Consider the following 26,195-nt stretch of genomic DNA (forward strand, 5'->3'; position numbering starts at 1 on the left):
GTAACAGCTCTGTGTCTGACATACCCTCTTCGCGAGCAAGCCCGCTGCCACATTTAGATCCGCGTTAAGCCAGGCTTTTGCTGACCACCTCATAGACGTCGCTGGACAACTGACCTGAAGCCAGAATCCGCTCCAGTTCGGCCTTCATCAGCGCCTGCCGCGCGCTGTCGTATTTGCGCCAGCGCGTCAGCGGCGCCAATTGCCGCGAGGCGATCTGCGGGTTGAAGCCGTTCAGTTCGATCACCAGATCCGCGAGGAAGCGATAACCCGAGCCATCCGCCGCGTGGAAGTTGATCAGGTTCTGCCCGGCAAACGCGCCGACCAGCGCACGCACCTTGTTCGGGTTTTTGATGTTGAACGCCGGGTGCTGCATCAACGCCTTCACACGCTCCAGACCGCCCGGCAAAGTGCTGCCGGCCTGTACGCTGAACCACTGATCCATGACCAACGGATTGTCCTTGAAGTGTTCGGCGAAACTCGCCAGCGCCACGGCTTTCTGCTCGTCGAACGGCGAGTTGACCAACACTGCCAGCGCCGTCAGGCGCTCGGTCATGTTGTCGCTGGTGTCGAACTGTTCCAGCGCCGCCGCCAACACTTCTGGCTTGCCGCTGAGCATCAGGTACGACAGCGCGATGTTCTGCAACGCACGACGAGCGAAGTGCTCGGCCTCGGCCATATACGGGGTTTGTTTCGACAGGTCACGGTTGGCCTGGTAACGCAGCCATAGTGCTTCGAACAGGTTGTCCGCCAGTTGCTTGCGGGCAAACTCGCGCGCGATATGGATCGCGTCGACGTCAGCCACTTCGCTGATTTCGGCAAGGTACGCCTCACCCGGCAGTGAGAGCATTTCCGCGACCATCGCCTGATCCAGCGATTCGTCCGACAGCACTGTGCGCAACGCAGTAATCAGGCGTGGGTCGAGCACCAGGCTTTCGCCCTTCTGCTGTTGAGTGATCAGCTCTTGCAGCACCTGCACCGACAGTTGCTGACCGGCATCCCAGCGGTTGAAGCCGTCGCTGTCATGCTGCATCAGGAACATCAGTTGATCGCGGTTGTACGGGAAGCTCAGTTTCACCGGCGCCGAGAAGCCACGCAGCAGTGACGGCAACGGCTGTGCGCTGATGTCGACGAAGGTGAAGGTCTGTTCGGCTTCGGTCACGGAAATGACGCGAGTGGTGCCTTGGGAAGCGGCTTCACCAGCCAGCCGCAGGGCAATCCCGTTGCCCTTGCTGTCGAGCAGGCCCAGCTCTACGGGAATCACGAACGGCAGTTTTTCCACCTTGTCCGGGGTTTCCGGGCAGCTCTGGCGGAACGTCAGGCTGTAGGTTTTCGCGGCGGCGTCGTAAGACTCGCTCACCGCCAGACGCGGTGTGCCGGCCTGGCTGTACCAGCGTTTGAATTGGGTCAGGTCGACGCCGTTGGCATCTTCCATGGCTTTGATGAAGTCGTCGCAAGTCACGGCCTGGCCGTCGTGGCGTTCGAAGTACAGATCGCTGCCCTTACGGAAGCCTTCGGCGCCGAGCAAGGTGTGGATCATGCCGACCACTTCCGAGCCCTTTTCGTACACGGTCAAGGTGTAGAAATTGGAAATTTCGATGAAGCTGTCCGGGCGCACGGCATGGGCCATGGGACCGGCATCTTCGGCGAACTGGTGGGTACGCAGGTACGCCACGTCCTGAATGCGCTTGACCGTGGCGGAGTTCATGTCGGCGGAGAAACCGGAATCACGGAACACGGTGAAGCCTTCCTTGAGCGACAGTTGGAACCAGTCGCGGCAGGTCACGCGGTTGCCCGACCAGTTGTGGAAGTATTCGTGCGCGACAATCGCCTCGACCCGCTGGTGCGCGGCGTCGGTGGCGGTTTCGGCGCGGGCCAGTACGGCGCTGGAGTTGAAGATATTGAGGCCCTTGTTCTCCATGGCGCCCATGTTGAAGTCGTTCACCGCGACGATCATGAAGATGTCCAGATCGTACTCGCGACCGTAGACCTCTTCGTCCCAGCGCATCGACTTCTTCAGGCTGTTCATCGCGTGCTGGCACTTGTCGATGTTTTCCGGCTCGACATAAATGCGCAGCGCCACGGTGCGTTCGGTCATGGTGGTGAAGGTGTCTTCAACGCACCACAAATCACCGGCCACAAGCGCGAACAGATACGCCGGTTTCATGAACGGGTCTTCCCAGGTCGCCCAGTGCCGGCCGTCTTCGCCGGGGCCGGAAGCGATCGGGTTGCCGTTGGACAGCAGCACCGGATAGCTGTGCTGTTCGGCCACCACGGTAGTGGTGAACTTGCTCATCACGTCCGGACGATCGAGGTAATAGGTGATCTTGCGGAAACCTTCGGCCTCGCATTGGGTGCAGAACATCGTGCCGGACTTGTACAGGCCTTCCAGCGCGGTGTTGGTTTCCGGATGGATCTTGACGCTGGTGTCGAGTGTGAAGGTTTCGCTGGTCGGTTGCAGAGTCAGTTCGTTTTCACTGAGCTGATAGTCCGCAGCGCTCAGTTCCTGATCGGCCAAGGTCACCGACAGCAATTCCAGTTGCTGGCCATCGAGCACCAGCGGCGGCAGCCCCGGGCCACGCGCCGGGTTGCGGCGCATCACCAATTGCGCGTGGACCAGGCTGTGATCCTCGAACAACTCGAAGGTCAGGTGTGTTTCGTCGATCAGGTACTCGGGCGCCTGATAGTCCTTCAGGTAAATCATCTTCGGTTGTTCGGTGCGCATGCTGGAGTCCTTACTGATGCACGGCGAGCTGATAAGCCGTGTACTTACGAATGTTGATCACGCCGGTGTCGAAGATCAGGTACTGGCCCTTGATCCCCAGCAGCGTGCCTTCGGCAATCGGGTTCTTGTCCAGGTTGAAGCTGACGATTTTGGCCGGGTATTGCTCGACCGGATAGCGAATTTCCAGCGGTTCGACATCGGTAATCGTCTGAATGGCCTGTAGGCCGAATCGCTCCTGCAAGCCTTGCAGGCCCTCGGCGCAACTGTCGAACAACTGATCACGCACCTGTGCCAGATCCACGGCGACGGCATCGCCCTTGAGCAGTGCACGCCAATTGGTTTTATCCGCTACCTGGCTACGGAACAGGTCTTCAACAAAGCCCGACTGCTGCCGCGTCGACACCCGCATGATCGGCAACGCCTGACTGGCACCCTGGTCGAGCCAGCGGGTCGGCAATTGGCTAGCACGGGTGATGCCAACCTTGATCCCCGACGAATTGGCCAGGTAGACCACATGATCGGTCATGCAGAACTGCTCGCCCCACGCCGGATCCCGGCAGGTGCCGGCGTCATAGTGGCAGCGCTCCGGGCTCATGATGCAGATATCGCACTGCGCCAGCTTGGTCATGCACGGATAGCAGTAGCCCTGACTGAAACTGGTTTTGGTCTTGCGCCCGCAATGGGTGCAGTGGATCGCTCCCAGGTATTCAAGACGCACTGTGGTGCCAATCAATGGATTGACCGGCACCTCGACGTCATCCAGACGAAACGCGTATTGCACATTCGACCCGTCCAGGCGCGCCGACATTTTGCTGATTGCACCGCGGCCAATCTCGATCAATGGATGGCATCCGACTTGAACAGAATATTCGGCACTTCGATCGACTTCGACGCACATTCCTGCGGGCCCATGTAACCGGTGCGCTGTTCTTCAGGCAGGTTCTGGATTTCCCAGGCGATCATGGCCTGCAAGGATAATTCGCGCTGTTCGGCGGTGAGTTTGCCACCGTCGGACCACTTACCGATTTCCACGGCCAGTTTCAGGCTCTCGTAGATGTCCGGGGTGATGTTTTTGATCATTTCGTTAAAAGAGGACATCAGGGTCTCCGTGCTCTTTATTCACTGAAAATTTGAGGCGGCCAGTTTACGGCGGTTATACAAACCGCCCAACAAACCGGTGAAGCATCCGATGAGTAACCCGCCGACATGGGCGGCATTGGCGATTTCGCCGAAACCGATCATCGAGATCAGCCCGGACATGCACACCAGCAACCACACCAGCATCATCACCAGCACGCCACGCGGCAGGCGATAGGCCGGGTTCGGCGCTAGTAACTGGAAGATCCAGCAATGGCCAAGCAAACCGTAAAGCACACCGGACAGACCACCGAACAGGCTCGGGCCGCTCCAGGCAAACTGCGCGTAGTTCGACACCAGGCTGAACAACAGCGTCAGGCCGAGCAGATTGATGCTGCCCTGGCGCGACTCGATGCGCCGCCCCAACTCCCAATACCACATGCCGTTCATGGCCAGGTGGAGAATGCCGAAATGAATCAGCATTGGCGTAAACAAGCGCCACCACTGCCCCGCCGCCAAGCTATCAGCCAGCGGCGTGAAATGGATGTACTCGCCGACCACCCGAAAATCGAGAAAAGTGAGCCAGCGTAAGGTCTGCAGGTTTTCGCCAAGGTAAGTCAGGCCGCCCACGATCAGACACAGCAGCAGGATAAACCCCGTGGCTTTGGCATATTTCAACTGCTCGACGAAGCTTGGGCGCTTGAGTGTCTGGGCCACGGGAATGTCCAGTTGCTGATCAGGGTCGCCGGCCGGAAAGCGTTCGTAAAGCGAGCGCACGTCTTCGCTGATTTCCGCAGGCGCCCACAGCACTTGCTCGCCCGCCTCTTCACTGACTCGATGTGGCACTTGCATCCGTTGCAACAACTGGACAAAGCCACTCAAATCCACCGCCAGTGGCAGACGCAATACCGCTATCGCACTCATTGCAGCAACTCCGGCCGCTCGACATCGACCCAGACAAATTTATGCGGATCGAGGCGGGTTTCCTGATCCAGACGATAGGCGACGAGTTTGCCGTAGAGCACCGCGCTGTAATCCAGACACGCGAGGTTGGGGCGTATCGGCGCCGGTTTGCCGCTGCGCCAGTAGTGGCCGACGAACAGCAACGGCTCGTCGACGCCATAGCGCAGCAGGGAGTTCTTTTCTGTAGAGGTCAGTGGCGTCCGTGCCACCGGTTCCGGCAGGGCATCAGGCTGGAACACGATATCGCCGTAGGTTTTCGGATCGTCTTCCCAGAACTTGGTGCGGAAGAACGAGCGCACCAGACCGTCGCCGCTGGTCATGGTCTGGCCTCCGGGCAGGCGCATGTCGGTGCCACGCAGCAGGCGGTCGAACACCGTGCAGGCAAAGCTACCGGGCACCGCCGAAGCCTGGAGGAAATGCTCATCGATACGCGCATCGGGAAACAGGCCGCGCAGCGGTTCGATCAGGCCGGCGTCCCAGCAGGCATGCACGACACGGAAACGCCCGGCATCCACCACCAGCGGCAGTTCATAGAACCACTGCTGAAAGTCATGCCAGTCGCCGGGATGGTCTTCGAACTGAGTCAGGGTTTCATGAAGCAAACGCGCATGACGCGGCGTGTGCTCACGCACGAACTGCTTGCCGCTGCCCGGAGGCGCCGGGGTGCTCCAGCCCAGCGCGTTGAATTCGTGGTTGCCCATGATGCACAACGCCTGACCGGCCTCGACCATGTCATGAACGATGTGCAGCGCCTCGCGAATCCGCGGGCCACGGTCGATGATGTCGCCGACGAACACGGCCATGCGCGATGGATGCCGCCAGACCCCGCCCTGCTTGTGATAACCGAGTCGGTCAAGCAAGTGTTCCAGGGTCAGGGCGCATCCGTGCACGTCACCAATCAGGTCATAACTGCGCGCGGGATCGAGCATCAGTCGCCTCCACCACCCAGCTTGCTGCCCCAGCCGAGCTTGGTGCGGCAGACTTCGTAGTAGTTGTGATCGAGCGGGTGGATCAGTCGCAGCTTCTGCGCTTTCTTGCTGACGGTGATGGTGTCGCCCGGCGCGCAGGTGAAGTGGTTCTGCCCATCGCAGGAGACCTGCGGGTAGATCTGCATGTTTTTCGACACGACGATTTTCAGCTCACTGTTGCCATCGACCACAATTGGCCTGCTCGACAACATATGGGGGTACATCGGCACGATCACAATGGCATCGAGCTTGGGATGCATGATCGGTCCGCCGGCAGACAGCGCATAGGCGGTAGAACCGGTGGGCGTGGCGACGATCAGGCCGTCAGCCTTCTGGCTGCAGACGAACTGGCCGTCGATGTACAGCTCGAACTCGATCATCCGCGTCGACTTGCCAGGGTGCAAAACCACGTCGTTCAGCGCATCGCCCTGGCCGATCGCTTCGGCATGGCGGCGGACTTCGGCTTGCAGCAAAAAGCGGTTTTCCACCAGGTAATGGCCGTCGAGCACCTTGGCGACTTCGACTTCCAGCTCATCGGGGCGAATGTCGGTGAGGAACCCGAGGCTGCCACGGTTGATCCCGAGTACCGGAATATTGTGCCGCGCCAGCGCCCGGGCAGCGCCGAGCAGGCTGCCGTCGCCGCCGACGACGATGACCATGTCGCAGACTTCGCCGAGCATCTTGCGCGACGAAGTTTGCAGGCCGTGGCCGGGCAGAACTTCAGCAATGGTGTCTTCGAGGATCACATGCAGGTGACGATCGAGCAGAAACCGTTTCAGTCGGCGGACGGTATCCAGCACCTGGGAACTGCCCAGGCGACCGATGATGCCGATATTACGAAATTGCTCCATGGGACCTCTGCGGACAATCGAAAACGCGAAAAGCACGATTATGGGCGAAAGCCTGCGATAGACAAAATCCTTTCAGCCTCAAGGGTGTGCCCGTGTTTAAGGCTATGCTCGCAAGATGATCCTATTTCCTGACTTGCTCCAGTTGCCCCACCAGTTACGCCATCCCGAAGTGCGCGATCTGGCGTGGGTGATCCTCGCCCCGCCGATGCTGGCCACAACGCCATGGCCGCAGCGTCATCCGCTGGCCGGCAGCGATTGGGTCGCCGATCCCGAGCGCCTGGAACACTGGCTGCGTCAGCTCGACCGTGACAGTTACGGATTGCTGCACTGGCTGTCCCAGGCACGCACGCGGCGGTTGGGCCTTTATTACGAGCGGTTGTGGCAGTTTGCTGTGCAACATGCACCGGGTATCGAACTGATCGCCGCCAACCTGCCGATTCGCCGGGGTGGCCATACCCTCGGCGAACTGGACATGTTGCTGCGTGACCGCGACGGCGTGCATCACCTGGAGCTGGCAATCAAGCTCTACCTCGGCCCGCAAAACGGCGACGGTCATGATCCGGCGCAATGGCTGGGGCCCGGTTGCCATGATCGACTGGATCGCAAGCTGGCGCATCTGGCCGAGCATCAACTGCCGATTTCCGCACGCCCGGAAAGTCGCGAAGTCCTGGCAGCGCTGGGTATCGAAGTGTTCAGTGCGCAACTTTGGCTCGGTGGTTATCTGTTGTATCCGTGGCCGGGGCAAGCGCAATCGCCGCGGGGTGCCCACCCACAACATTTGCGCGGCAGTTGGTTGCATCAGAAGGATTGGCCGGCGTTCGTCGCGCAACGCCCGGACGGACGCTGGCAACCCCTGCCCCGCCATGCCTGGCTGGCGCCGGCGCACTACCCGGTGGAACAGACCTGGAAGGAAGAACACTTGCAAATGTGGCTGGAGGGTTTGGAACCGCTAGCCCCGGCGCAGTTAATGGTGCGCCTGATTGAGAATGCGCGCGGGGAATGGGAGGAGGCGGAGCGGTTGTTTCTGGTGTCGGATCTTTGGCCGAATGCGCCTGGCCAAGCCTGAAAATTTGCAGTGCCTGTTCGCCACCCATCGCTGGCAAGCCAGCGATGGGTGCCGACTCGGTCTAAAGGGATAATCGCAAAGCCAAAGCCGCCAACGTCACCAACAAAACCGGCACCGTCAGCACAATTCCGACTTTGAAGTAATACCCCCAGCCAATCCTGATCCCCTTGCGTTCCAGCACATGCAGCCACAGCAACGTCGCCAGACTGCCAATCGGCGTGATCTTCGGCCCTAGGTCACTGCCGATCACGTTGGCATAGATCATCGCCTCCTTGACCATCCCGCTCGCCTGACTGGCGTCAATCGAGAGCAGCCCGATCAAAACGGTCGGCAGATTGTTCATGATCGAGGACAACAACGCCGTCAGCACACCGGTGCCCATTGCCGCACCCCATACGCCATGACCGCCAAAGACATCCAGCCAACCCGCCAGATAGCCGGTCAACCCGGCATTGCGCAGGCCGTAGACAACCAGATACATGCCTAGCGAGAAAATCACGATCTGCCACGGTGCTTCTTTCAGCACCTTGCGCGTGGAAATCTTGTGACCACGGGCGGCGATACCCAGCAACAGCGCAGCGCAGACCGCCGATATCGCGCTGATCGGGATGCCCAGTTGCTCGAGGAAGAAGCAGCCGATCAACAGGATCACCAACACCCCCCAACCGGCGTAGAACGTCGCTTTGTCGTGAATCGCAGTGTGCGGCAGTTCAAGCTGTTCGGGGGCGTACGCCTTGGGAATGTCACGACGGAAAAACCACAGCAACATCGCCAGCGTCGCGGCGACGCTGACAACGTTCACCGGCACCATGACCGCCGCATAGCGGTTGAAGCCGATATGGAAAAAGTCTGCCGAAACGATGTTGACCAGATTCGACACCACCAGCGGCAGGCTCGCGGTATCGGCAATGAACCCGGCCCCCATGACGAACGCAAGGGTGGCCGCCGGAGAAAAGCGCAGCGCCAGCAACATCGAAATCACAATCGGCGTGAGGATCAGTGCTGCACCGTCATTGGCAAACAGTGCCGACACCAGCGCACCGAGCAGCACCATAAAGGCAAACAGCTTGCGCCCGCTGCCCCGCCCCCATCGCGCCACATGCAGCGCGGCCCAGGCAAAAAAACCGGCTTCATCGAGCAACAGACTGATGATGATCAGCGCGACGAAGGTGCCGGTGGCGTTCCAGATAATTTGCCATACCAGGGGGATGTCGCTCAGATGCACCACACCGAAGATCAGCGCCAGCACGGCGCCCAACGTCGCGCTCCAGCCAACGCCAAGACCTTTGGGTTGCCAGATGACAAGGGTGATGGTCAGCAGGAAAATCAGTGACGCAGCGAACATTCGCAACAGCCTTCAACAATCAAATGGGTGGATATCCAAATGCGGGAGCGGGCTTGCTCGCGAAGGCCGCAGGTCAGACAAAAAGTTGCTATCTGGCACAACGCTTTCGCGAGCAAGCCCGCTCCCACAGTTTCCGGTGTACATCCGGAGAAACGATTAACTCATTTCTTGTGTTGTTCCACAAAGAGCCCGTACGCATCGATGAATTTCTGCAGAAACGGTTTCACCGTTTCGCTCAGTTTGCCCGCCTCGTCAAAAGCCGACCCCGCACCGCCCAGATAGGCCTCTGGCTGCTGCATGCAGGGCACATCGAGAAACACAAACGACTGACGCAGATGCTGGTTCGCCCCGAACCCGCCGATCGCACCTGGCGAAACACTGATCACCGCGCCCGGCTTGCCGCCCCAGACGCTCTTGCCGTAAGGCCGCGAGCCAACGTCGATCGCATTCTTCAACGGCGCCGGCACCGAACGGTTGTACTCCGGCGTCACAAACAGCACCGCGTCGGATGAACCCACCTTTTGTCGAAAAGTGCTGTAGGCTGCCGGCGGTGAATCTCCGTCAATGTCTTCGTTATAGAGTGGCAGATCGCCGATTTCGACAATCTCGAGCTTGAGGTTAGCCGGGGCCAGTTCCGCCAGTGCAAGGGCGACTTTACGATTGATCGACGCTTTTCTAAGGCTACCGACCACTACGGCGACGTTGTAGACATTGCTCATGGAAGACTCTCGATTGTCAGTGGAAGAAGGCAGTAGTTATAGATGATTCGGTGACAGTTTCACCAGCGGACTCGGGAAATACCCCCGTGCTGATTATTTTTTTCCTGTAGGAAAACTTACAGGCCTTGATGACGGTCTACCAAGCCGCAAATCAAGCGTTTTATCTCCAGAGGTTCTAAGCAGATGGCAGCAGTACTGGTCGGTCAGTTCCATGCAAGAGATGCGGAAGGCCGCGTTTATTCGGTGCATGAGTTCCAGGAATCCACTCCGTCGGCAGACGGTTTTACCGGCTCGGAGCCTGTCACCACATACAAACTTGCCATTGGCGATCGCGTCAACAAGGTCAGTGACAACGAGTTTTTGCTGGTTCAATCGGGTGTCACCCTGACTCGCGAACCTGAGCCAACCGTCGCTTCATAACTGACTGTTATGAGCAGAAGTCATATGCGCAGACTTGGGGTAGGATTCAGCCACTGACCCCACCTGCTGAACATGGACTTCACGCATGCGTTTACGTCATATCGAAGTGATTCAGGCGCTTTTGCAGGCCGGTCATATGGGCACTGCCGCCGAATGGTTGCAGTTGCCGCTGGCCGAGGTCGAAGAGCGTTTGCGCGAGGCCGAGAGTCATTTGGGGTTCATGCTGTTCGCCAGCGTTCGCGGGCGTCTGCAACCGACGCCCGAGGCTCGAGCCTTGCAGGTGGAAATCACTCGCGTCTATGAAGCGCTCGAACCTGTGCAACGCCTGGCCAGTAGCCTCAAACAATACCTTGCCCCGCCGGTGCGCATCATCGGCACCCCTGCGCTGGCCCAGCAATTATTGCCACAAAGCCTCGCCTCACTGCGCCGGCGCCTGCCCGATGCACCTTGCAGCCTGTTGAGTGCCCCGACCCGCGACATCGTCCGCAGCCTGTTGCTGCGTGAAAGCGATCTGGGTTTGAGCCTGCACGATCCCGACCATCCCGACATCCATTGCCAGCCACTGGCTCAAGGCAAGCTGCAATTACTCGCGCCCCATGGCTGGCTGCAACCGAAGCAGAAGTACATTTCCCTACAGGACCTGGCGGGACAGGCGATGATCGGCCTCGAATGTCAGGATCCGCTGAGCCCGGCGCTGGAAAACAAACTCCAGACCCTACGCCCGGCACCAAGCATCCAGACCCGCGTGCAAACCCATCAAATGATGCGCAGCATGGTCGAGGCCGGCGAAGGTCTGGCGATTGTCGATCCGTTCACCGCATTGGGGGCACGTCCCGCCGGGCTTGATACGTGCCCGCTATCGCCCGCCATAACGATCAGCCTCTACGCCTTGACCTTCAAACACACAGCGCCGTCATCGGCGATCCAGACCTTACTGGCCATCATCACGGAACAAGCCGAGGCGATGCTGACGAGCTAACTGAATTTTCCAGCGGATTATCGAACAGTCGATACCAGAACAGCGCCACTTCGGCGGTGTTCGGGTCGATGCCGCGATAGCGTAACTGGTCAACACCACCGATCACATACCCACAGCGCTCATAGAGCCGACAAGCACCAAGGTTGTTGTTCTGGGTTTCCAGCATGATCCCCGGCAGCTTCTTTTTACGACTCCAGAATTGCGCCACATCCAGCAACGCCTTCGCCACGCCATGGCGGCGGGCCGGCGCGTGCACCGCCAACTCATCGATATGGGCAAAGCCATTCCAGTTGGTGCTGATGACCAGATGGCCGACCGGTTCATCGTCGAGGTATGCCATGAAAATCGCGCTGTCCGCCGCATCGCGGTAACTGCTGAACTCCTCCGGATCAATGCCGTAACACTTGCGGTAAGGCACAATCGTCGTCATCGACCACTGTTCCACGGGCTTGCCGATCACCGCGGCGCCATACGCTGTGACCTCAAAGCTGAAGTCGCTGCCCCAGATATAAGCCGCAAAACCTTCATCGGCGACACGCACCGACAGCCCTGGGTATTTCGGATTCATGACCGGTTGCATACTGGGAAAAGTCCTCATTCCTTGACGCAATCGACGGTGTAGTGCCGTCCATTGCCTTGATCTTCATGTTGCAGTCCATGCACATCGGCGACAAAACCGGGAAAGCTGCTATCGAACGTGCGGGCGAATTTCAGGTAATCGATGATCGAGCGGGTCGACTCGCTAAAACGCTCGCCGGGCATGATCAACGGAATTCCCGGTGGATACGGTACCAGCATCACCGCAGCAATCCGCCCTTCCAGCTCATCGATCGGTACGGCCTCGACTTCACCGCGTACCAGATGATCATAGGCATGGGCAGGTTTCATGGCGATTTGCGGCATTACGGTGTACATGCGTTTGAGGTGTTTGGCAGTGGCGTTGCTGCGATAGCAGGCATGCAATTGATCGCACAAATCACGCAAGCCCATGCCGCGGTAGCGTACGGTGTCCTCCTGTGCAACGCACGGCAGGCACGTTGCCAGACTGACATTAGCGTCGTAACTGCGCTTGAACTCCAGCAACTCGGTGATCAGCGTGCTCCATTTACCTTTGGTGATGCCCATGGAGAACAGCACCAGAAACGAGTACAGTCCGGTCTTCTCCACCACCAGCCCGCGCTCCCAGAGGAACTTGCTGACCACGGCGGCCGGAATCCCCCTCTCGCTCAACGCGCCACCGGCATTCAACCCCGGCATCACCAACGTGACCTTGATCGGGTCGAGCAGCACATAGTCGTCGCTGACCTCGCCGAAACCGTGCCAGTCAGCCTCCGGTTGCAGCAACCAGTCTTCGGTTTGCACGCGGTCGATGCCCTCGACACCCGGCGGCTGCCAGATCGAAAACCACCAATCATCAGCAGCGATGTGCTGACGCAGATTGGCCAGCGCCCGACGGAAACTCAGCGCTTCGTCGAAGGTTTCCTGCAACAGCGAGCGCCCGGCCGGGCCTTCCATCATGGCCGACGCCACGTCGAGCGAGGCAATGATGCTGTACTGCGGCGAAGTGGAGATGTGCATCATGAACGCTTCGTTGAAGCGGTCGCGATCCAGTTGCCGCGCACCGCCGTCCTGCACATGAATCATCGAAGCCTGACTGAACGCAGCGAGCAGCTTATGGGTGGAGTGGGTGGTGAACACCAATGGGCTGTCGGTGCTACGCGAAGTGGCCATGCCGTAACGCCCGGCGAAGAATTCGTGAAACGCTGCATAGGCGTACCACGCCTCGTCGAAATGCAGCACTTCGACGCTATTGCCGAGGCTTTGCTTGATCAATTCGGCGTTATAGCAGAGGCCGTCGTAGGTCGAATTGGTCACCACCGCCAGTTTGACTTTCGGCGCACGGCCCTTGGTCAGAGGGCTGGCGTCGATCTTCGCCTGAATCGATTCGCGACTGAACTCGCTCAGCGGAATCGGACCGATAATCCCCAGTTCGTTGCGCTCCGGACACAGGTACAACGGGATCGCGCCGGTCATGATGATCGCGTGTAGCACCGACTTGTGGCAGTTGCGATCGACCAGCACCAGATCGTCGCGAGCCACCATCGAGTGCCAGACAATCTTGTTCGCCGTCGAGGTGCCATTGATCACGAAAAAGGTGTGATCAGCGCCGAAATTGCGTGCTGCACGCTCTTCCGCTTCAGCGAGTGGCCCCGTGTGATCTAGCAACGAACCGAGCTCCGGCACCGAAACCGACAAATCCGAACGCAGGGTATTTTCGCCAAAGAACTGGTGAAACGCTTGCCCTACCGGACTCTTGTGATACGCCACGCCCCCGCCATGACCGGGGGTGTGCCAGGAATAATTGGAATCGGCGGTGTGTTGCACCAGCGCCTTGAAAAACGGCGGTAGCAAACCGTCCAGATACTTGCGCGCCGCCCGTGCGACTTGTCGGGCCAGGAACGGCACCGTGTCTTCAAACAGGTAAAGGATGCCGCGCAGTTGATTGAGTTCAGCCATGGCATCGGCTGGGGCGTTTTCCAGCGTGACCTGTTCGCCCAAGGCAAAGATCGGCAGATCCGGCGCGCGCACCCGGGCCAGGCCGATCAGTTCGGCCATGTTCTGCAACAGATGTGAGTTGGTGCTGGCGTCTTCGGCGGCGATCAGCATGCATGCGAGACCATGATGGGTCGACGCCACCAGGCGCCCTTCGGCGTAGTCGGTGGCCGAAACGATATTGAAACCTTCCTGCTCCAACTCCCGGGCGATACCGCGAATACGCTCGCCGGCGACCGTATCGGCCTTGATGTCGCGATGGACGATCAACACCGGAAACTTCAAATCTTTGTACATGAGGCTCAGTGTCCTGAGGCGGCGGATTTGAATCCACCCATGCACTCAGGGTAGAGGGTTGCAGCGAAAGTGGCGAGGGTGGCCACTTGTCAGTACTTCCACGAGGCGATGATCTTTCAGGCCTGTGCGTCTGCTTCTGCGATTTGGGTCCACAGCGCCGGGCCACCAGCCGACTTGGCGATGATCTCCAGTCGTACCTGATGTGCCGCCAGTTCATCTTCCGTAGCGCGAATGATCCGCGCGGGCTGACGATCGGCCGGCAGCCGACGGATTTCTGTGGCGGAGTTGTCCGCGCCATCACCCGTACCATTACCGTCGGAAGCATTGCCGGCCAGCGACAGGCTGGTCTGGCCACCGGTCATGGTCAGGTAAACGTCGGCGAGAATCTCCGAGTCGAGCAAGGCGCCGTGCAGTTCACGGCCGGAGTTGTCGACGCCATAACGTTTGCACAGCGCATCGAGGCTGTTGCGCTGCCCCGGATGACGCTCCCGGGCCATCATCAGGGTATCGAGGATCGAACAATGCTGCGTGATGTCGGCACGATCCTGCTGACCCATCAAGGCAAATTCGTTGTTGATGAAGCCAACGTCGAACGCCGCGTTATGGATGATCAGCTGTGCGCCTTTAATGAACTCGAAGAACTCGTCGGCGACTTCGGCAAAGCGCGGCTTACCCACCAGGAATTCGTTGGTGATGCCGTGGACGCCGATTGCGCCTTCATCACTCTCGCGATCCGGTTGCAGATAAACGTGGAAGTGCCGGCCCGTCAGGCGCCGACCGATCAGTTCAACACAACCGATTTCGATAATCCGGTGACCATCGGTCACCGGCATGCCGGTGGTTTCGGTATCGAGTACAACGGATCTGGTGGCCATCAGTGTTCAGCTCTCAACGGGGGCAATCGTGCAAAAGCGGCGATGTTAACACGCTCACCAAGGGGTTTGAGGTACACCGTTTCGGTGGAATCAGGTCTGCTTGTACCCACGCACTTCGTCTACACCACGGTTGGCCAACTGGTCAGCCCGTTCGTTGCCGTGATGACCGATGTGCCCGCGCACCCACTTCCAGGTGACCTTGTGGCGATTGACTTGTTCATCCAGCTCTTTCCACAGATCGGCGTTCTTCACCGGCTCTTTCGCAGCGGTTTTCCAGCCGCGCTTCTTCCAGTTGGCCATCCACTCGTTGATGCCCTTCATCACGTATTGCGAGTCGGTCACCAGCAGCACTTCGCACGGGCGCTTCAATGCTTCGAGGCCACGGATGGCGCCAAGCAGCTCCATGCGGTTGTTGGTGGTATTGGCTTCGCCACCCCACAGTTCCTTTTCGACGCCCTTGCATACCAGTAACGCGCCCCAGCCGCCCGGTCCGGGGTTGCCCTTACAGGCGCCGTCAGTGAAAAGTTCTACGCTATCGACGCTTTCGCTCATGCCAATCTATCCAGAAAAAAATGCGTGGCCCCACCCATCGCGGATCGATGATGGCCGCGGCCGGAGCGAGTCCGGCCACTTAGAAAAAGAAGGTTTACGGTTCGATACGGCGACGATTGACCTTGGCCATCGGCAGCGGAATCAGCTTGCCCATCGGTTCGCGACGTTGCTGACGCACTGGCCGCAGACCGACCACAATCTTGCGCGCCACCAATAAGTAGAAGCCGCCGCCCGACAGCTGCCAGTCACCGGCCTTGCGTTCCCAACCCGCCAGACGGGCCTGCCACTTGGGCGACGCGAGCGGCGGACGATAGCACCCGAAGCGGCGTTTCTCCAGCGCAAAGCCGAGCAGATTGAGCCAGTCGGCAACCCGTGAGGGCGAGATGCAGCGAGCCTGGCGCAAGGCGTCATGGGCGAATACGTGACGCAAACCCCAAGAGCTCCAGGGATTGATGCCGATGATCAGCAGGTGCCCGCCGGGGCGCACGCTGCTCGCCGCCTCACGCAACAGGCCGTGGGGCGACAGGCAGAAATCCAGACCATGCTGCATCACCACCACGTCGGCGGCATGCTCGCTCAGCGGCCAGGCTTGTTCTTCGCAGACGATTTCGACACCGGGCAATGGCGCCCCAAGGCGGACGTTGCGCTGCACCTGTGGTGCCGAAGGCGGATTTTCGGCGGACGGGCCGTAATGCACCAGGTAGCCCCCAAAAAAGCGACCCAACTCGTCTTCGAGCATGCGCCGCTCTTCATCCAGCAGAAATTGCCCGATCGGGCCCGACAGCCATTCACGGGCGGCGCTGATCAACGCCAGCCAGTCCGGATCAGCCTGAGCGAACGCTTTATCGGTCATGTCATTCTCCAACGCGCCAGGAACTACTAAGATGCGCCAATGTTTTCCGCTTGGCGAATTCCGACGATGATACAGATCAGTGCCCTGCCCGCCTTCACCGACAACTACATCTGGTTGTTACAGGATCACCGTACCCAGCGCTGCGCCGTGGTCGACCCGGGCGATGCCGCGCCGGTTCAAGCGTGGCTTGCTGCCCATCCGGGCTGGGTGTTGAGCGACATTCTGATCACCCACCATCACCACGACCACGTCGGCGGCGTCGAGCGCTTGAAGCAAGCCAGCGGCGCAACCGTTTACGGCCCCGCCAGCGAAAACATTCCAGCGCGTGACGTGGCGCTCAATGACAACGACACAGTCAACGTGCTCGGCTGGGACTTCGATGTCTACGCGGTGCCCGGTCACACACTGGGACACATTGCCTATTACCACCACGGTTTGCTGTTCTGCGGCGACACCCTGTTCGCCGCTGGTTGCGGCCGGTTGTTCGAGGGCACGCCGGAGCAGATGCACCACTCGCTGAGCCGCCTCGCCGCTTTACCGGAAGATACGCTGGTCTATTGCACCCATGAATACACCCTGAGCAATCTCAAGTTTGCCGCAGCGGTTGAACCGAGCAACCCGGACATCGCCGCTCGTCTGGAAAAAGTCATTCAGCAACGGCAGAACAACGTCATGACCCTGCCTTCGACCCTGTCCCTTGAAAAGCTCACGAATCCTTTTTTGCGCACTAGCGAAAGATTGGTTACACAAAAAGTGGACGAACGGGAAGGTGCTCAAAACCGGGCCCCGAGCGAGGTTTTTGCGGCACTGCGAGCTTGGAAAGATAAGTTCTAAGCACCTCACCGCTTGGTACAAAAATTCTGAAAGGTTGACCTCAGGGGGTGCGCTTTCTAGAATCGCCCGACATTTTTGCCCGGAACTTACTTCCAGCCAATGTCGTCATCAATACGTAAGTCCGTCAATTCAGACGCATTGACCCGCTTGGCGCAAGCCATCGCGGTGGCTGTGTCCGCCACGCTGGCGGGCTGCTCCAGCCATGCTCCGCAGACTGAAGCGACCCATACGCCGAACATCGCTGCGCGAGCCAAACAGAAGCCGATCTGGCTGACCGAAAAGGCCAGCCCGCAGGCGCCTCAGGATGTCTGGGAGCGCATGCGCGAAGGCTTCCAGCTGCAGGATGGCCTGGGCGTGAACCCCCGCATCGAGCAGCAGCGCCTGTGGTTCGCCAGCAATCCCTCCTTCCTCGAAAATGCCGGCGAACGCGGCAGTCTCTACATTCACTACATCGTCGAACGCCTCGAAGAACGCAACATGCCGCTGGAACTGGCCTTGCTGCCAGTGATCGAGAGCGCCTACAACCCAATGGCCTACTCTCGGTCCAATGCGGTGGGCCTCTGGCAATTCATCCCCTCCACCGGGCGTTACTTCAACCTGCGTCAAACCCGCTTCTACGATGGCCGTCGAGACATCACCGCCTCGACCACGGCGGCGCTGGATTATCTGACCCGCCTGCACGACATGTTCAACGGTGACTGGTTGTTGGCCCTCGCGGCCTACAACGCCGGTGAAGGCACGGTCAGCCGCGCCATCGAGCGCAACGAGAAACTCGGCCTGCCAACGGATTACTGGAACCTGCCACTGCCGGCGGAAACCCAGGCGTACGTGCCGAAACTGCTCGCACTGTCGCAAGTGGTGCTGGCGCCGGAAGCCTACGGTGTGAACCTCAATCCGATCGCCAACGAACCCTATTTCCAGGTCGTCGAAATCAACCACCGCATGGACCTGTCCAAGGTCGCTGCCGTTGCCAACATCGACGAAGACGAACTGTTCCAGCTCAACCCGGCCTTCAAGCAGCGCACCACCATCGACGGCCCTCAGCATCTGCTGGTGCCGACGTCCAAGGCGCAACTGCTGACCGCCAGCCTGCAGACCATGCGACCTGAAGAGCTGATGAGTCCTCGCTCGTTGAAGCCGGTATTCGACGGTGCCGACCCTGGCGAAGTGGCCCAACTCAAGCGCGCCTATCGCGTGAAGCGTGGAGACAACCTCGGCTCCATCGCCAAGGCCAACAAGGTCCAAGTGAAGGACCTGCAACGCTGGAACAAACTGACCGGCCATAACCTCAAGATCGGCCAGACCCTGGTCATGCGGGACACCACCAAGCGCAGCCCTTCGCGCAGCAGCGGCCGGGTCAATACCGTTGTCGCCGCCAACAGCAAGACCAAAGGCAAAAACGCCAGCAAGCAGCAGACTCAGTACAAGGTCAAGCAAGGCGACTCGCTGTACATGGTGGCCAAGCGTTTCAACGTTGAGATGCAGCACCTCAAGCGCTGGAATCCGGGCACTGGCAAGGCGTTGAAGCCTGGGCAGATGCTCACGGTTTATCAGCCGCATTGATTTGAAATCAAAAGATCGCAGCCTTCGTCAGCGCCTGCATTGACCCCGACAGGCGCTGACGAAGGCTGCGATCTTTTTTTTGCATTAACACAGCATTAAGCCGCTATCTTTTTCCTGTCCATACAAGCTGTTACTGTACGGCCCACAAAGCCCCAGCCGCCTGGATCGGATCTGACTTGAAGCGTCCCCTCCTCCTGCTCCTGATCAGCCTGGCCTTGAGCTCACCCGCAAGCGCGACGATTACCGAAAGTCACGGTTATGCGCAATTCGGCACGCTCAAGTACCCGGCCAGATTTACCCACTTCGACTGGGTCAACCCGCAAGCGCCCAAGGGCGGTACGTTGCGGGTGATGGCGTTCGGCACCTTCGATACGGTCAATCCGTACACCTTCAAAGGCACCAGCCCGGTCACTACCGCGAATTTTCTCCAATACGGCATCAACGAGCTGAATGAGCCGTTGATGGTCGGTACCGGCCAATACTCGCCCTCCGGTGATGAGCCGGCGTCCAGCTATGGACTGATCGCACAATCGGTGGAGTACAGCGAAGATCGCAGCTGGGTGGTATTCAATCTGCGCCCGCAAGCGCGTTTCCACGACGGTACGCCAATCACCGCCTACGACGTGGCTTTCTCCTATCGTTTGTTGCTCAAAGAAGGCCACCCGTTGTATCGCACGGCCCTTCAGGAAGTGTTGCGGGTCGACATCCTCAACTCGCAGCGCATTCGTTTCGTGCTCAAACGCTCCGGCAACCCGCTATTGATTTTGCGCCTCGGTGAATTACCGGTGCTGCCGCAACATTACTGGAAAGACCGCGACTTCAAGGCCACCACCTTCGAGCCACCACTGGGCAGCGGCCCCTATCGCATCACCTCGGTGACGCCGGGTCGGCAGTTGATTTTCGAGCGGTTCAAGGATTACTGGGGCAAGGATCTGGCGGTCAATCGCGGCAAATACAACTTCGATCGCATGGAAGTCGAGTTCTATCGCGACAGCGACGTTGCGTTCGCGGCGTTCAAGGCCGGTGAATTCGACATCTACATCGAGCATCAGGCGAAGAACTGGGCCAACGGCTACAACTTCCCAGCAGTACGCCGCGGCGACGTGATCAAAGCACAGATCCCGCATCAGATCCCGACCCAGAGTCAGGGCCTGTTCATGAACACCCGGCGCGCAACGTTCGCCGACGTCAAAACCCGCGAAGCCCTGGGCCTGATGTTCGACTTCGAGTGGACCAACCGTGCCTTGTTCAGCGACGCTTATAAGCGCACGGCCAGTTACTACCCCAACAGCGAATTCACCGCCAGCGGCCTGCCGATCGGGCATGAATGGCTGATGCTCAAGCCCTACAGGGATCAACTGCCGGCCAAACTGTTCACCGAGCCGTTCACGCTGCCGCAGACCGACGGGCGTGGCATCCCTCGGGAAACCATGCGCAAAGCCTTGGCACTGCTCGCCGAGGCCGGCTGGAAGCTCAACGGCCAGCGCCTGCAGAACGCCGCCGGGCAGCCTCTGAGCTTCGAGCTGTTGCTGGTTAACCCGAATCTGGAACGCATCCTCCAGCCGTACATCGAAAACCTCAACAGCATCGGCATCGACGCCCGCCTGCGCACCGTCGATCGCGCCCAATACAAACAACGTCTGGATCAGTTCGACTTCGACATGATCCTGATGACGCTCAACCAGACCCTCAGCCCGGGCCTTGAGCAATGGCAGTATTTCCACTCGAGTCAGGCCGGGGTCAAGGGCAGCAAGAATTACGCGGGCATCGCTAACCCGGTGATCGATCACCTGCTTGAACAATTACTCGCCGCGCGCACTCGCGATGAACAAATCGCCGCCGGCAAGGCACTCGACCGTGTGCTGCTGTGGCAGCACTACAGCATTCCCAACTGGTACCTCAATTATCACCGTTTGGCCTACCGTAGCCGGTTGGCCTTCGTCACCACGCCGCCCTACACCCTGGGCCTGAGCGCGTGGTGGCTGAAGTCTTCGGAGAAAGATCAATGAAACCTATCCGCGCCCTGATCGTGCAGGCCAGCGGCTTGTTGTTTGCCGGGCTGGCCTGCGCCGCCCCGCAACACGCACTGACCCTGTACAACGAGCCGCCAAAATACCCGGCCAATTTCAAGCATTTCGACTACGTGAACCCCGACGCGCCCAAGGGCGGGGTCTTCCGTCAGGCCGGCTTCGGCAGCTTCGATAGCCTCAACCCGTTCATCAGCAAAGGTGTGCCAGCCGATGACATCGGTCAGATCTACGACACCCTGACCAAGCACAGCCTCGACGAGCCCTTCACCGAGTACGGGCTGATCGCCGGCAAAATCGAAAAGGCTCCGGACAACAGTTGGGTGCGTTTCTACCTGCGCCCCGAAGCACACTTCAGTGATGGCCACCCGGTGCGCGCCGACGACGTGGTGTTCAGTTTCCAGACCTTGACCAAGGAAGGTTCACCGCTGTTTCGCGGTTACTACAAGGACGTTGCCGAAGTCATTGCCGAAGACCCGCTCAAAGTCCTGTTCAAGTTCAAGGACACCAACAACCGTGAGTTGCCGTTGATCCTTGGTCAGTTGCCAGTGCTGCCGAAACACTGGTGGGCCGGTCGCGACTTCACCAAGGGCAATCTGGAAATCCCGCTGGGCAGCGGCCCCTACAAAGTGGCCGAAGTGAACGCTGGCCGTTCCGTGCGTTACGAACGGGACAAGAATTACTGGGGCAAGGATCTGCCAGTCAATCGCGGGTTCTACAACTTCGACACGATGACCACCGACTACTACCGCGACAATACCGTCGCACTGCAAGCGTTGAAGGCTGGCCAGTTCGATTACTGGCTGGAAATGACCGCGAAGAATTGGGCCAACGCCTACAACGTCCCCGCCGTCATCGAAGGCCGGTTGATCAAAGAGCAGATCCCCAACGGCAACCCGACCGGCATGCAAGGCTTCGTCTACAACCTGCGTCGTCCGGTATTCCAGGATATACGGGTGCGTCGGGCATTGAGCCTTTTGCTCGATTTCGAATGGACCAACAAGCAATTGTTCAACAGCGCCTACGTGCGCACACGCAGTTATTTCGAGAACTCGGAAATGGCCGCCACCGGCCTGCCCGACGCCGAAGAACGGGCGATTCTTGATCCATTCCGTAGCAAGCTGCCTGCCCAGGTGTTCAGCGAAGCCTTCGAAAACCCCAAGACTGACGCCAGCGGCATGATTCGCGCTCAGCAACGCGAGGCCTATCAACTGCTGCAAGAAGCGGGCTGGAAGGTTGTGGACGACAAAATGGTCGATGCCACCGGAAAACCGGTGGTGATCGAGTTTCTGCTGGCCCAGACCGAATTCGAACGGGTGCTGCTGCCGTTCAAGCGTAATCTCGCCGACCTGGGCATTGATCTGGTGATCCGTCGCGTCGACGTTTCGCAGTACATCACCCGTGTGCGGTCGCGCGACTTCGACATGATCGTCGGCAGCTTCCCACAGTCCAATTCGCCAGGTAACGAACAGCGCGAATTCTGGATGAGCGCCGCCGCCGACCGGCCCAGCAGCCGCAATACCATGGGTTTGAAGGATCCGATCGTCGATCAACTGGTCGAGAGCCTGATCAATGCCGATTCGCGCAAAAGCCTGGTCGCTCATGCCCGTGCGCTGGATCGCGTGTTGCAATGGGGCTACTACGTGATCCCCAACTGGCACATCAAGACCTGGCGCGTGGCGTACTGGAACCACATCGGTCACCCGAAAGTTTCCCCCAAGTACGACATCGGCATTAATACCTGGTGGGTCAAGCCTGAAACGAAGCCAGCCGTAGAAATCGAAACCCAACTGCAAGCCGACCCTGCGGGCACGGAGTAATCAGATGCTGGCGTATATTTTTCGGCGACTGCTGCTGATCATTCCAACCCTGTTCGGCATTTTGCTGATCAACTTCGTGATCATCCAGGCCGCGCCCGGAGGGCCGGTGGAACAAATGATCGCCAAGCTCGAAGGCTTCGAAGGCGCCACCAGCCGCATTGCCGGCGGTGGCGCCGAAGTGTCGGTGGCCGGGTCCTCCTATCGCGGCGCGCAAGGCCTGGACCCGGCGCTGATCAAGGAAATCGAGCACATGTACGGGTTCGACAAATCGGCCCCGGAACGCCTGTGGATCATGGTCAAGAACTACGCGTCGCTGGACTTCGGCGACAGCTTTTTCCGCGATGCCAAGGTCATCGACCTGATCAAGGAAAAGATGCCGGTGTCGATCTCCCTGGGGCTGTGGAGCACGTTGATCATGTACCTGGTGTCGATCCCGCTGGGGATCGCCAAAGCCACGCGACACGGCAGCCATTTCGACGTCTGGACCAGTTCGGCAATCATCGTCGGCTACGCGATCCCGGCGTTCCTCTTTGCGATTCTGTTGATCGTGGTGTTTGCTGGCGGCAGTTATCTGGACTGGTTTCCACTCAGGGGGCTGACCTCGAACAACTTTGACGAACTGACGCTGGGCGGCAAAATCCTTGATTATTTCTGGCATTTGGCATTGCCGGTGACCGCGCTGGTCATCGGTAACTTCGCGACCATGACCCTGCTGACCAAAAACAGCTTCCTGGACGAGATCAACAAGCAATACGTGGTCACCGCCAAGGCCAAGGGGCTGACCCGCCATCGTGTGCTTTACGGCCATGTGTTCCGTAACGCCATGCTGCTGGTGATTGCCGGTTTCCCGTCGGCGTTCATCGGCATCTTCTTTACCGGCTCGTTGCTGGTGGAAGTGATTTTTTCCCTCGACGGCCTGGGCCTGATGAGTTTTGAAGCAGCGATCAACCGCGATTACCCGGTGGTGTTCGGCACCCTGTTCATCTTCACCCTGCTGGGGCTGGTGGTGAAACTGATCGGCGACCTCACCTACACCCTGGTCGATCCGCGCATCGACTTCGAAAGCCGGGAGCATTGAGATGAACCTGTCCCCTCTCAACCGCCGCCGCTTCGAATTGTTCAAGGCCAACAAACGTGGCTGGTGGTCGCTGTGGCTGTTTCTGATCCTGTTCGGGCTCAGCCTGGGCGCCGAGCTGATCGCCAACGACAAACCGCTGGTGGTGCATTACGACAACAATTGGTATTTCCCGGCAATCAAGCGCTACCCGGAAACCACCTTCGGCGGCGAATTTCCGCTGGAAGCCAACTACAAAAGCCCATACATCCGCAAACTGCTCGAAGCCAAAGAGGCGTGGGTGCTGTGGGCGCCGATTCCGTACAGTTATCAAAGCATCAACTACGACCTGAAAGTCCCGGCACCGGCCCCGCCGTCGGCAGATAACCTGCTGGGCACTGACGATCAGGGTCGCGATGTGCTGGCGCGGGTGATTTACGGCTTCCGTATCTCGGTGCTGTTTGCCCTGACGCTCACCGTATTCAGCTCGATCATCGGCGTACTTGCCGGTGCCCTGCAGGGCTTCTATGGCGGCTGGGTCGATCTGGCCGGCCAGCGTTTCCTGGAGATATGGTCGGGTTTGCCGGTGCTGTATTTGCTGATCATTCTCGCCAGCTTCGTCCAGCCCAATTTCTGGTGGCTGCTGGGGATCATGCTGCTGTTTTCGTGGATGAGCCTGGTCGACGTGGTACGCGCCGAGTTCCTCCGTGGCCGCAACCTCGAATACGTGCGCGCAGCCAGGGCACTGGGCATGCAGAACGGCGCGATCATGTTCCGCCACATCCTGCCCAACGCCATGGTCTCGACCATGACTTTCATGCCGTTCATCCTCACCGGCGCCATCGGCACCCTTACCGCGCTGGACTTCCTCGGTTTCGGCTTACCGGCCGGCAGTCCGTCGCTGGGTGAACTGGTCGCCCAAGGCAAATCCAACCTGCAAGCGCCATGGCTGGGCATCAGTGCCTTTGCCGTGTTGGCGCTGATGTTGAGTTTGCTGGTGTTTATCGGCGAGTCCGCTCGCGATGCCTTCGACCCGAGGAAGTGAAATGAGTCAGGACAATCTGATCGAAGTGCGCGACCTCGCCGTCGAATTCGGTTTCGGTGAGCGCGTGCACCGGGTCGTCGAAGGTGTGAGTTTCGACATCAAGCGCGGCGAAACCCTGGCCTTGGTCGGCGAATCCGGCTCGGGTAAATCGGTGACCGCGCACTCGATCCTGCGCTTGCTGCCCTACCCGATGGCCCGGCATCCGGCCGGCAGCATCAACTATAGCGGGCAAAACCTGCTGGAACTGAACGAGAAAACCATCCGCCATATCCGCGGCAACCGCATCGCGATGATCTTTCAGGAGCCGATGACCTCGCTCAACCCGCTGCATTCGATCGAGAAGCAGATCAACGAGGTGCTGGGCATCCACAAGGGCCTGATCGGCAAAGTTGCGACCCAGCGCACGCTGGAATTGCTGGAGATGGTTGGCATCCCCGAGCCCCACAAGCGCCTCAAGGCCCTGCCCCACGAATTATCCGGTGGCCAGCGCCAGCGGGTGATGATCGCCATGGCCCTGGCCAATGAGCCGGAACTGCTGATCGCTGACGAACCGACCACCGCCCTGGACGTGACCGTTCAGCTGAAAATCCTCGATTTGCTCAAGGAACTTCAGGCGCGATTGGGCATGTCGCTGCTACTGATCAGTCACGATTTGAACCTTGTGCGAAGAATTGCGCATCGCGTATGTGTCATGCAGCGCGGTTGCATCGTCGAACAGGCATCGTGCGAAGAGCTGTTCCGTTCGCCGCAGCACCCGTACACTCGGGAATTGCTCGGCGCGGAGCCCAGCGGAGGCCCGGCGACCAATGAAATCGGCGCGCCGCTGCTTGAGGTCGAGGACCTGAAAGTCTGGTTCCCGATCAAGAAAGGCCTGCTCAAGCGCACGGTGGATTACGTCAAGGCAGTGGATGGCATCCGTTTCAGCCTGCCTCAGGGTCAGACGCTGGGGATTGTTGGCGAAAGCGGATCAGGTAAATCCACGCTGGGTCTGGCGATTTTGCGGCTGATCGGCAGCAAAGGCGCGATCCGCTTTGAAGGCAAGCAGCTAGACTGCCTGACGCAGAACGAGATTCGTCCGTTGCGTCGCGAGATGCAGGTGGTGTTTCAGGACCCGTTTGGCAGCCTCAGCCCGCGAATGTGCGTGAGCGACATCGTTGGCGAAGGCCTGCGGATTCACAAGATGGGCACCGCCGCCGAGCAGGAAGTGGCGATTATTGCGGCATTGAAGGAGGTAGGTCTGGATCCGGAAACCCGGCACCGCTACCCCCACGAGTTTTCCGGTGGGCAACGGCAACGTATTGCCATTGCCCGGGCTTTGGTGCTCAAACCGGCGCTGATCCTTTTGGACGAGCCGACTTCAGCGCTCGACCGGACGGTGCAGCGGCAAGTGGTGGAGCTCTTGCGCTCACTGCAAGCCAAGTACAACCTGACGTATTTGTTCATCAGCCATGACCTGGCTGTCGTCAAAGCGCTGAGCCACCAGTTGATGGTGGTCAAGCATGGCCAAGTGGTCGAACAGGGGGACGCGCAAAGTATCTTTGCCGCCCCTCAACATCCGTATACACAGCAGTTGCTGGAAGCCGCTTTTTTGGCACCAGCCACTGCGCAATAA

The 26,195-nt window shown here is 59.3% G+C and carries 23 protein-coding genes; 10 read left to right on the forward strand and 13 right to left on the reverse strand.

The window, feature by feature from the left end; translation table 11 throughout:
- Positions 1 to 64 precede the first annotated feature (64 nt).
- The 6 genes from pepN to ACIOU6_RS05730 are packed head-to-tail and all read right to left on the reverse strand — an operon-like array spanning position 65 to position 6,581.
- Entirely contained in the window at positions 65 to 2,722 is a 2,658-nt protein-coding gene (pepN, locus tag ACIOU6_RS05705; protein WP_221733425.1) for an aminopeptidase N, read from the reverse strand.
- Positions 2,723 to 2,732: 10 nt separating this feature from the next.
- Complete coding sequence (locus tag ACIOU6_RS05710; RefSeq protein WP_401134544.1) at positions 2,733 to 3,563, reverse strand: DUF2797 domain-containing protein; 831 nt, start codon at positions 3,561 to 3,563, stop codon at positions 2,733 to 2,735.
- The gene (locus tag ACIOU6_RS05715) at positions 3,560 to 3,820 is read right to left on the reverse strand and encodes a YeaC family protein (RefSeq protein ID WP_093221961.1); all 261 of its coding nucleotides are present in this window, start codon (positions 3,818 to 3,820) and stop codon (positions 3,560 to 3,562) included. The genes ACIOU6_RS05710 and ACIOU6_RS05715 overlap by 4 nt, the downstream gene beginning before the upstream one ends.
- A gap of 21 nt (positions 3,821 to 3,841) precedes the next feature.
- On the reverse strand, positions 3,842 to 4,723 hold the full coding sequence (locus tag ACIOU6_RS05720; RefSeq protein WP_221733427.1) for a rhomboid family intramembrane serine protease: 882 nt from the start codon (positions 4,721 to 4,723) through the stop codon (positions 3,842 to 3,844).
- Positions 4,720 to 5,694: a metallophosphoesterase gene (locus ACIOU6_RS05725; RefSeq protein ID WP_401134695.1), complete on the reverse strand. Its 975-nt coding sequence runs from the start codon at positions 5,692 to 5,694 to the stop codon at positions 4,720 to 4,722. Before ACIOU6_RS05725 ends, ACIOU6_RS05720 begins: the two co-directional genes overlap by 4 nt.
- Positions 5,691 to 6,581, reverse strand: a complete 891-nt coding sequence (locus ACIOU6_RS05730) for an NAD(+) kinase (protein WP_221733429.1) — start codon at positions 6,579 to 6,581, stop codon at positions 5,691 to 5,693. The genes ACIOU6_RS05725 and ACIOU6_RS05730 overlap by 4 nt, the downstream gene beginning before the upstream one ends.
- Positions 6,582 to 6,696: 115 nt before the next feature.
- On the opposite strand from ACIOU6_RS05730, the gene ACIOU6_RS05735 reads away from it, so the two are divergent.
- Entirely contained in the window at positions 6,697 to 7,647 is a 951-nt protein-coding gene (locus tag ACIOU6_RS05735; RefSeq protein ID WP_221733430.1) for a DUF1853 family protein, read from the forward strand.
- A gap of 61 nt (positions 7,648 to 7,708) precedes the next feature.
- Here ACIOU6_RS05735 and ACIOU6_RS05740 read toward each other — a convergent pair whose 3' ends face one another.
- Positions 7,709 to 8,992 (reverse strand): arsenic transporter, encoded by a 1,284-nt coding sequence (locus ACIOU6_RS05740; protein ID WP_221733431.1) that lies wholly within the window; start codon positions 8,990 to 8,992, stop codon positions 7,709 to 7,711.
- 161 nt (positions 8,993 to 9,153) lie between these two features.
- The gene (locus ACIOU6_RS05745) at positions 9,154 to 9,711 is read right to left on the reverse strand and encodes an NADPH-dependent FMN reductase (protein WP_221733432.1); all 558 of its coding nucleotides are present in this window, start codon (positions 9,709 to 9,711) and stop codon (positions 9,154 to 9,156) included.
- Between the two features lie 183 nt (positions 9,712 to 9,894).
- On the opposite strand from ACIOU6_RS05745, the gene ACIOU6_RS05750 reads away from it, so the two are divergent.
- Together ACIOU6_RS05750 and ACIOU6_RS05755 are read left to right on the forward strand one after the other, a co-directional pair.
- Positions 9,895 to 10,131, forward strand: coding sequence for a hypothetical protein (locus ACIOU6_RS05750; protein ID WP_221733433.1), 237 nt, complete (start codon positions 9,895 to 9,897; stop codon positions 10,129 to 10,131).
- A gap of 85 nt (positions 10,132 to 10,216) precedes the next feature.
- Positions 10,217 to 11,110 carry a LysR family transcriptional regulator gene (locus ACIOU6_RS05755; RefSeq protein WP_221733434.1) on the forward strand — a complete coding sequence of 298 codons (894 nt, stop codon included), beginning with the start codon at positions 10,217 to 10,219 and terminating at the stop codon, positions 11,108 to 11,110.
- On the opposite strand, the gene ACIOU6_RS05760 is transcribed toward ACIOU6_RS05755, so the two are convergent.
- The 5 genes from ACIOU6_RS05760 to ACIOU6_RS05780 all read right to left on the reverse strand — a co-directional run bounded on the left by ACIOU6_RS05760 (position 11,076) and on the right by ACIOU6_RS05780 (position 16,240).
- The gene (locus ACIOU6_RS05760; protein ID WP_221733435.1) at positions 11,076 to 11,690 is read right to left on the reverse strand and encodes a GNAT family N-acetyltransferase; all 615 of its coding nucleotides are present in this window, start codon (positions 11,688 to 11,690) and stop codon (positions 11,076 to 11,078) included. The two genes, ACIOU6_RS05755 and ACIOU6_RS05760, sit on opposite strands and share 35 nt — an antisense overlap.
- Before the next feature lie 14 nt (positions 11,691 to 11,704).
- Positions 11,705 to 13,960: an Orn/Lys/Arg decarboxylase N-terminal domain-containing protein gene (locus tag ACIOU6_RS05765; RefSeq protein ID WP_401134551.1), complete on the reverse strand. Its 2,256-nt coding sequence runs from the start codon at positions 13,958 to 13,960 to the stop codon at positions 11,705 to 11,707.
- A 116-nt stretch (positions 13,961 to 14,076) separates the two neighbouring features.
- The gene (gene dnaQ / locus ACIOU6_RS05770) at positions 14,077 to 14,835 is read right to left on the reverse strand and encodes a DNA polymerase III subunit epsilon (protein ID WP_108226069.1); all 759 of its coding nucleotides are present in this window, start codon (positions 14,833 to 14,835) and stop codon (positions 14,077 to 14,079) included.
- Positions 14,836 to 14,925: 90 nt separating this feature from the next.
- The gene (rnhA, locus tag ACIOU6_RS05775; protein ID WP_123532078.1) at positions 14,926 to 15,387 is read right to left on the reverse strand and encodes a ribonuclease HI; all 462 of its coding nucleotides are present in this window, start codon (positions 15,385 to 15,387) and stop codon (positions 14,926 to 14,928) included.
- 94 nt (positions 15,388 to 15,481) lie between these two features.
- Positions 15,482 to 16,240, reverse strand: coding sequence for a class I SAM-dependent methyltransferase (locus ACIOU6_RS05780; RefSeq protein ID WP_221733437.1), 759 nt, complete (start codon positions 16,238 to 16,240; stop codon positions 15,482 to 15,484).
- A gap of 66 nt (positions 16,241 to 16,306) precedes the next feature.
- Between ACIOU6_RS05780 and gloB the strand changes: the two genes are divergently transcribed.
- The 7 genes from gloB to ACIOU6_RS05815 all read left to right on the forward strand — a co-directional run bounded on the left by gloB (position 16,307) and on the right by ACIOU6_RS05815 (position 26,195).
- Positions 16,307 to 17,074 (forward strand): hydroxyacylglutathione hydrolase, encoded by a 768-nt coding sequence (gloB, locus tag ACIOU6_RS05785; RefSeq protein WP_221733438.1) that lies wholly within the window; start codon positions 16,307 to 16,309, stop codon positions 17,072 to 17,074.
- Positions 17,075 to 17,173: 99 nt separating this feature from the next.
- Complete coding sequence (locus ACIOU6_RS05790; protein WP_221733439.1) at positions 17,174 to 18,637, forward strand: transglycosylase SLT domain-containing protein; 1,464 nt, start codon at positions 17,174 to 17,176, stop codon at positions 18,635 to 18,637.
- A 176-nt stretch (positions 18,638 to 18,813) separates the two neighbouring features.
- Positions 18,814 to 20,646, forward strand: a complete 1,833-nt coding sequence (locus tag ACIOU6_RS05795) for an extracellular solute-binding protein (protein ID WP_401134557.1) — start codon at positions 18,814 to 18,816, stop codon at positions 20,644 to 20,646.
- Entirely contained in the window at positions 20,643 to 22,484 is a 1,842-nt protein-coding gene (locus ACIOU6_RS05800) for an extracellular solute-binding protein (protein WP_401134559.1), read from the forward strand. Before ACIOU6_RS05795 ends, ACIOU6_RS05800 begins: the two co-directional genes overlap by 4 nt.
- 4 nt (positions 22,485 to 22,488) lie before the next feature.
- Entirely contained in the window at positions 22,489 to 23,562 is a 1,074-nt protein-coding gene (locus ACIOU6_RS05805; RefSeq protein ID WP_401134562.1) for a microcin C ABC transporter permease YejB, read from the forward strand.
- Position 23,563: 1 nt separating this feature from the next.
- Positions 23,564 to 24,583, forward strand: coding sequence for an ABC transporter permease (locus tag ACIOU6_RS05810; RefSeq protein WP_221733443.1), 1,020 nt, complete (start codon positions 23,564 to 23,566; stop codon positions 24,581 to 24,583).
- A gap of 1 nt (position 24,584) precedes the next feature.
- The gene (locus tag ACIOU6_RS05815; RefSeq protein ID WP_401134564.1) at positions 24,585 to 26,195 is read left to right on the forward strand and encodes an ABC transporter ATP-binding protein; all 1,611 of its coding nucleotides are present in this window, start codon (positions 24,585 to 24,587) and stop codon (positions 26,193 to 26,195) included.

The organism is Pseudomonas sp. NPDC087615, assembly GCF_044743445.1.
GTDB lineage: Bacteria > Pseudomonadota > Gammaproteobacteria > Pseudomonadales > Pseudomonadaceae > Aquipseudomonas > Aquipseudomonas baetica_A.

Bases quoted from the DNA above. Each gene is read 5' to 3' on its own strand.
- ACIOU6_RS05800 (WP_401134559.1), top strand. From the start codon at position 20,643: ATGAAACCTATCCGCGCCCTGATCGTGCAGGCCAGCGGCTTGTTGTTT.
- ACIOU6_RS05745 (WP_221733432.1), bottom strand. From the start codon at position 9,711: ATGAGCAATGTCTACAACGTCGCCGTAGTGGTCGGTAGCCTTAGAAAA.
- ACIOU6_RS05805 (WP_401134562.1), top strand. From the start codon at position 22,489: ATGCTGGCGTATATTTTTCGGCGACTGCTGCTGATCATTCCAACCCTG.
- ACIOU6_RS05765 (WP_401134551.1), bottom strand. From the start codon at position 13,960: ATGTACAAAGATTTGAAGTTTCCGGTGTTGATCGTCCATCGCGACATC.
- ACIOU6_RS05780 (WP_221733437.1), bottom strand. From the start codon at position 16,240: ATGACCGATAAAGCGTTCGCTCAGGCTGATCCGGACTGGCTGGCGTTG.
- ACIOU6_RS05715 (WP_093221961.1), bottom strand. From the start codon at position 3,820: ATGTCCTCTTTTAACGAAATGATCAAAAACATCACCCCGGACATCTAC.
- dnaQ (WP_108226069.1), bottom strand. From the start codon at position 14,835: ATGGCCACCAGATCCGTTGTACTCGATACCGAAACCACCGGCATGCCG.
- ACIOU6_RS05755 (WP_221733434.1), top strand. From the start codon at position 10,217: ATGCGTTTACGTCATATCGAAGTGATTCAGGCGCTTTTGCAGGCCGGT.
- ACIOU6_RS05735 (WP_221733430.1), top strand. From the start codon at position 6,697: ATGATCCTATTTCCTGACTTGCTCCAGTTGCCCCACCAGTTACGCCAT.
- pepN (WP_221733425.1), bottom strand. From the start codon at position 2,722: ATGCGCACCGAACAACCGAAGATGATTTACCTGAAGGACTATCAGGCG.
- rnhA (WP_123532078.1), bottom strand. From the start codon at position 15,387: ATGAGCGAAAGCGTCGATAGCGTAGAACTTTTCACTGACGGCGCCTGT.
- ACIOU6_RS05730 (WP_221733429.1), bottom strand. From the start codon at position 6,581: ATGGAGCAATTTCGTAATATCGGCATCATCGGTCGCCTGGGCAGTTCC.
- ACIOU6_RS05790 (WP_221733439.1), top strand. From the start codon at position 17,174: ATGTCGTCATCAATACGTAAGTCCGTCAATTCAGACGCATTGACCCGC.
- ACIOU6_RS05740 (WP_221733431.1), bottom strand. From the start codon at position 8,992: ATGTTCGCTGCGTCACTGATTTTCCTGCTGACCATCACCCTTGTCATC.
- ACIOU6_RS05750 (WP_221733433.1), top strand. From the start codon at position 9,895: ATGGCAGCAGTACTGGTCGGTCAGTTCCATGCAAGAGATGCGGAAGGC.
- gloB (WP_221733438.1), top strand. From the start codon at position 16,307: ATGATACAGATCAGTGCCCTGCCCGCCTTCACCGACAACTACATCTGG.
- ACIOU6_RS05815 (WP_401134564.1), top strand. From the start codon at position 24,585: ATGAGTCAGGACAATCTGATCGAAGTGCGCGACCTCGCCGTCGAATTC.
- ACIOU6_RS05720 (WP_221733427.1), bottom strand. From the start codon at position 4,723: ATGAGTGCGATAGCGGTATTGCGTCTGCCACTGGCGGTGGATTTGAGT.
- ACIOU6_RS05760 (WP_221733435.1), bottom strand. From the start codon at position 11,690: ATGCAACCGGTCATGAATCCGAAATACCCAGGGCTGTCGGTGCGTGTC.
- ACIOU6_RS05810 (WP_221733443.1), top strand. From the start codon at position 23,564: ATGAACCTGTCCCCTCTCAACCGCCGCCGCTTCGAATTGTTCAAGGCC.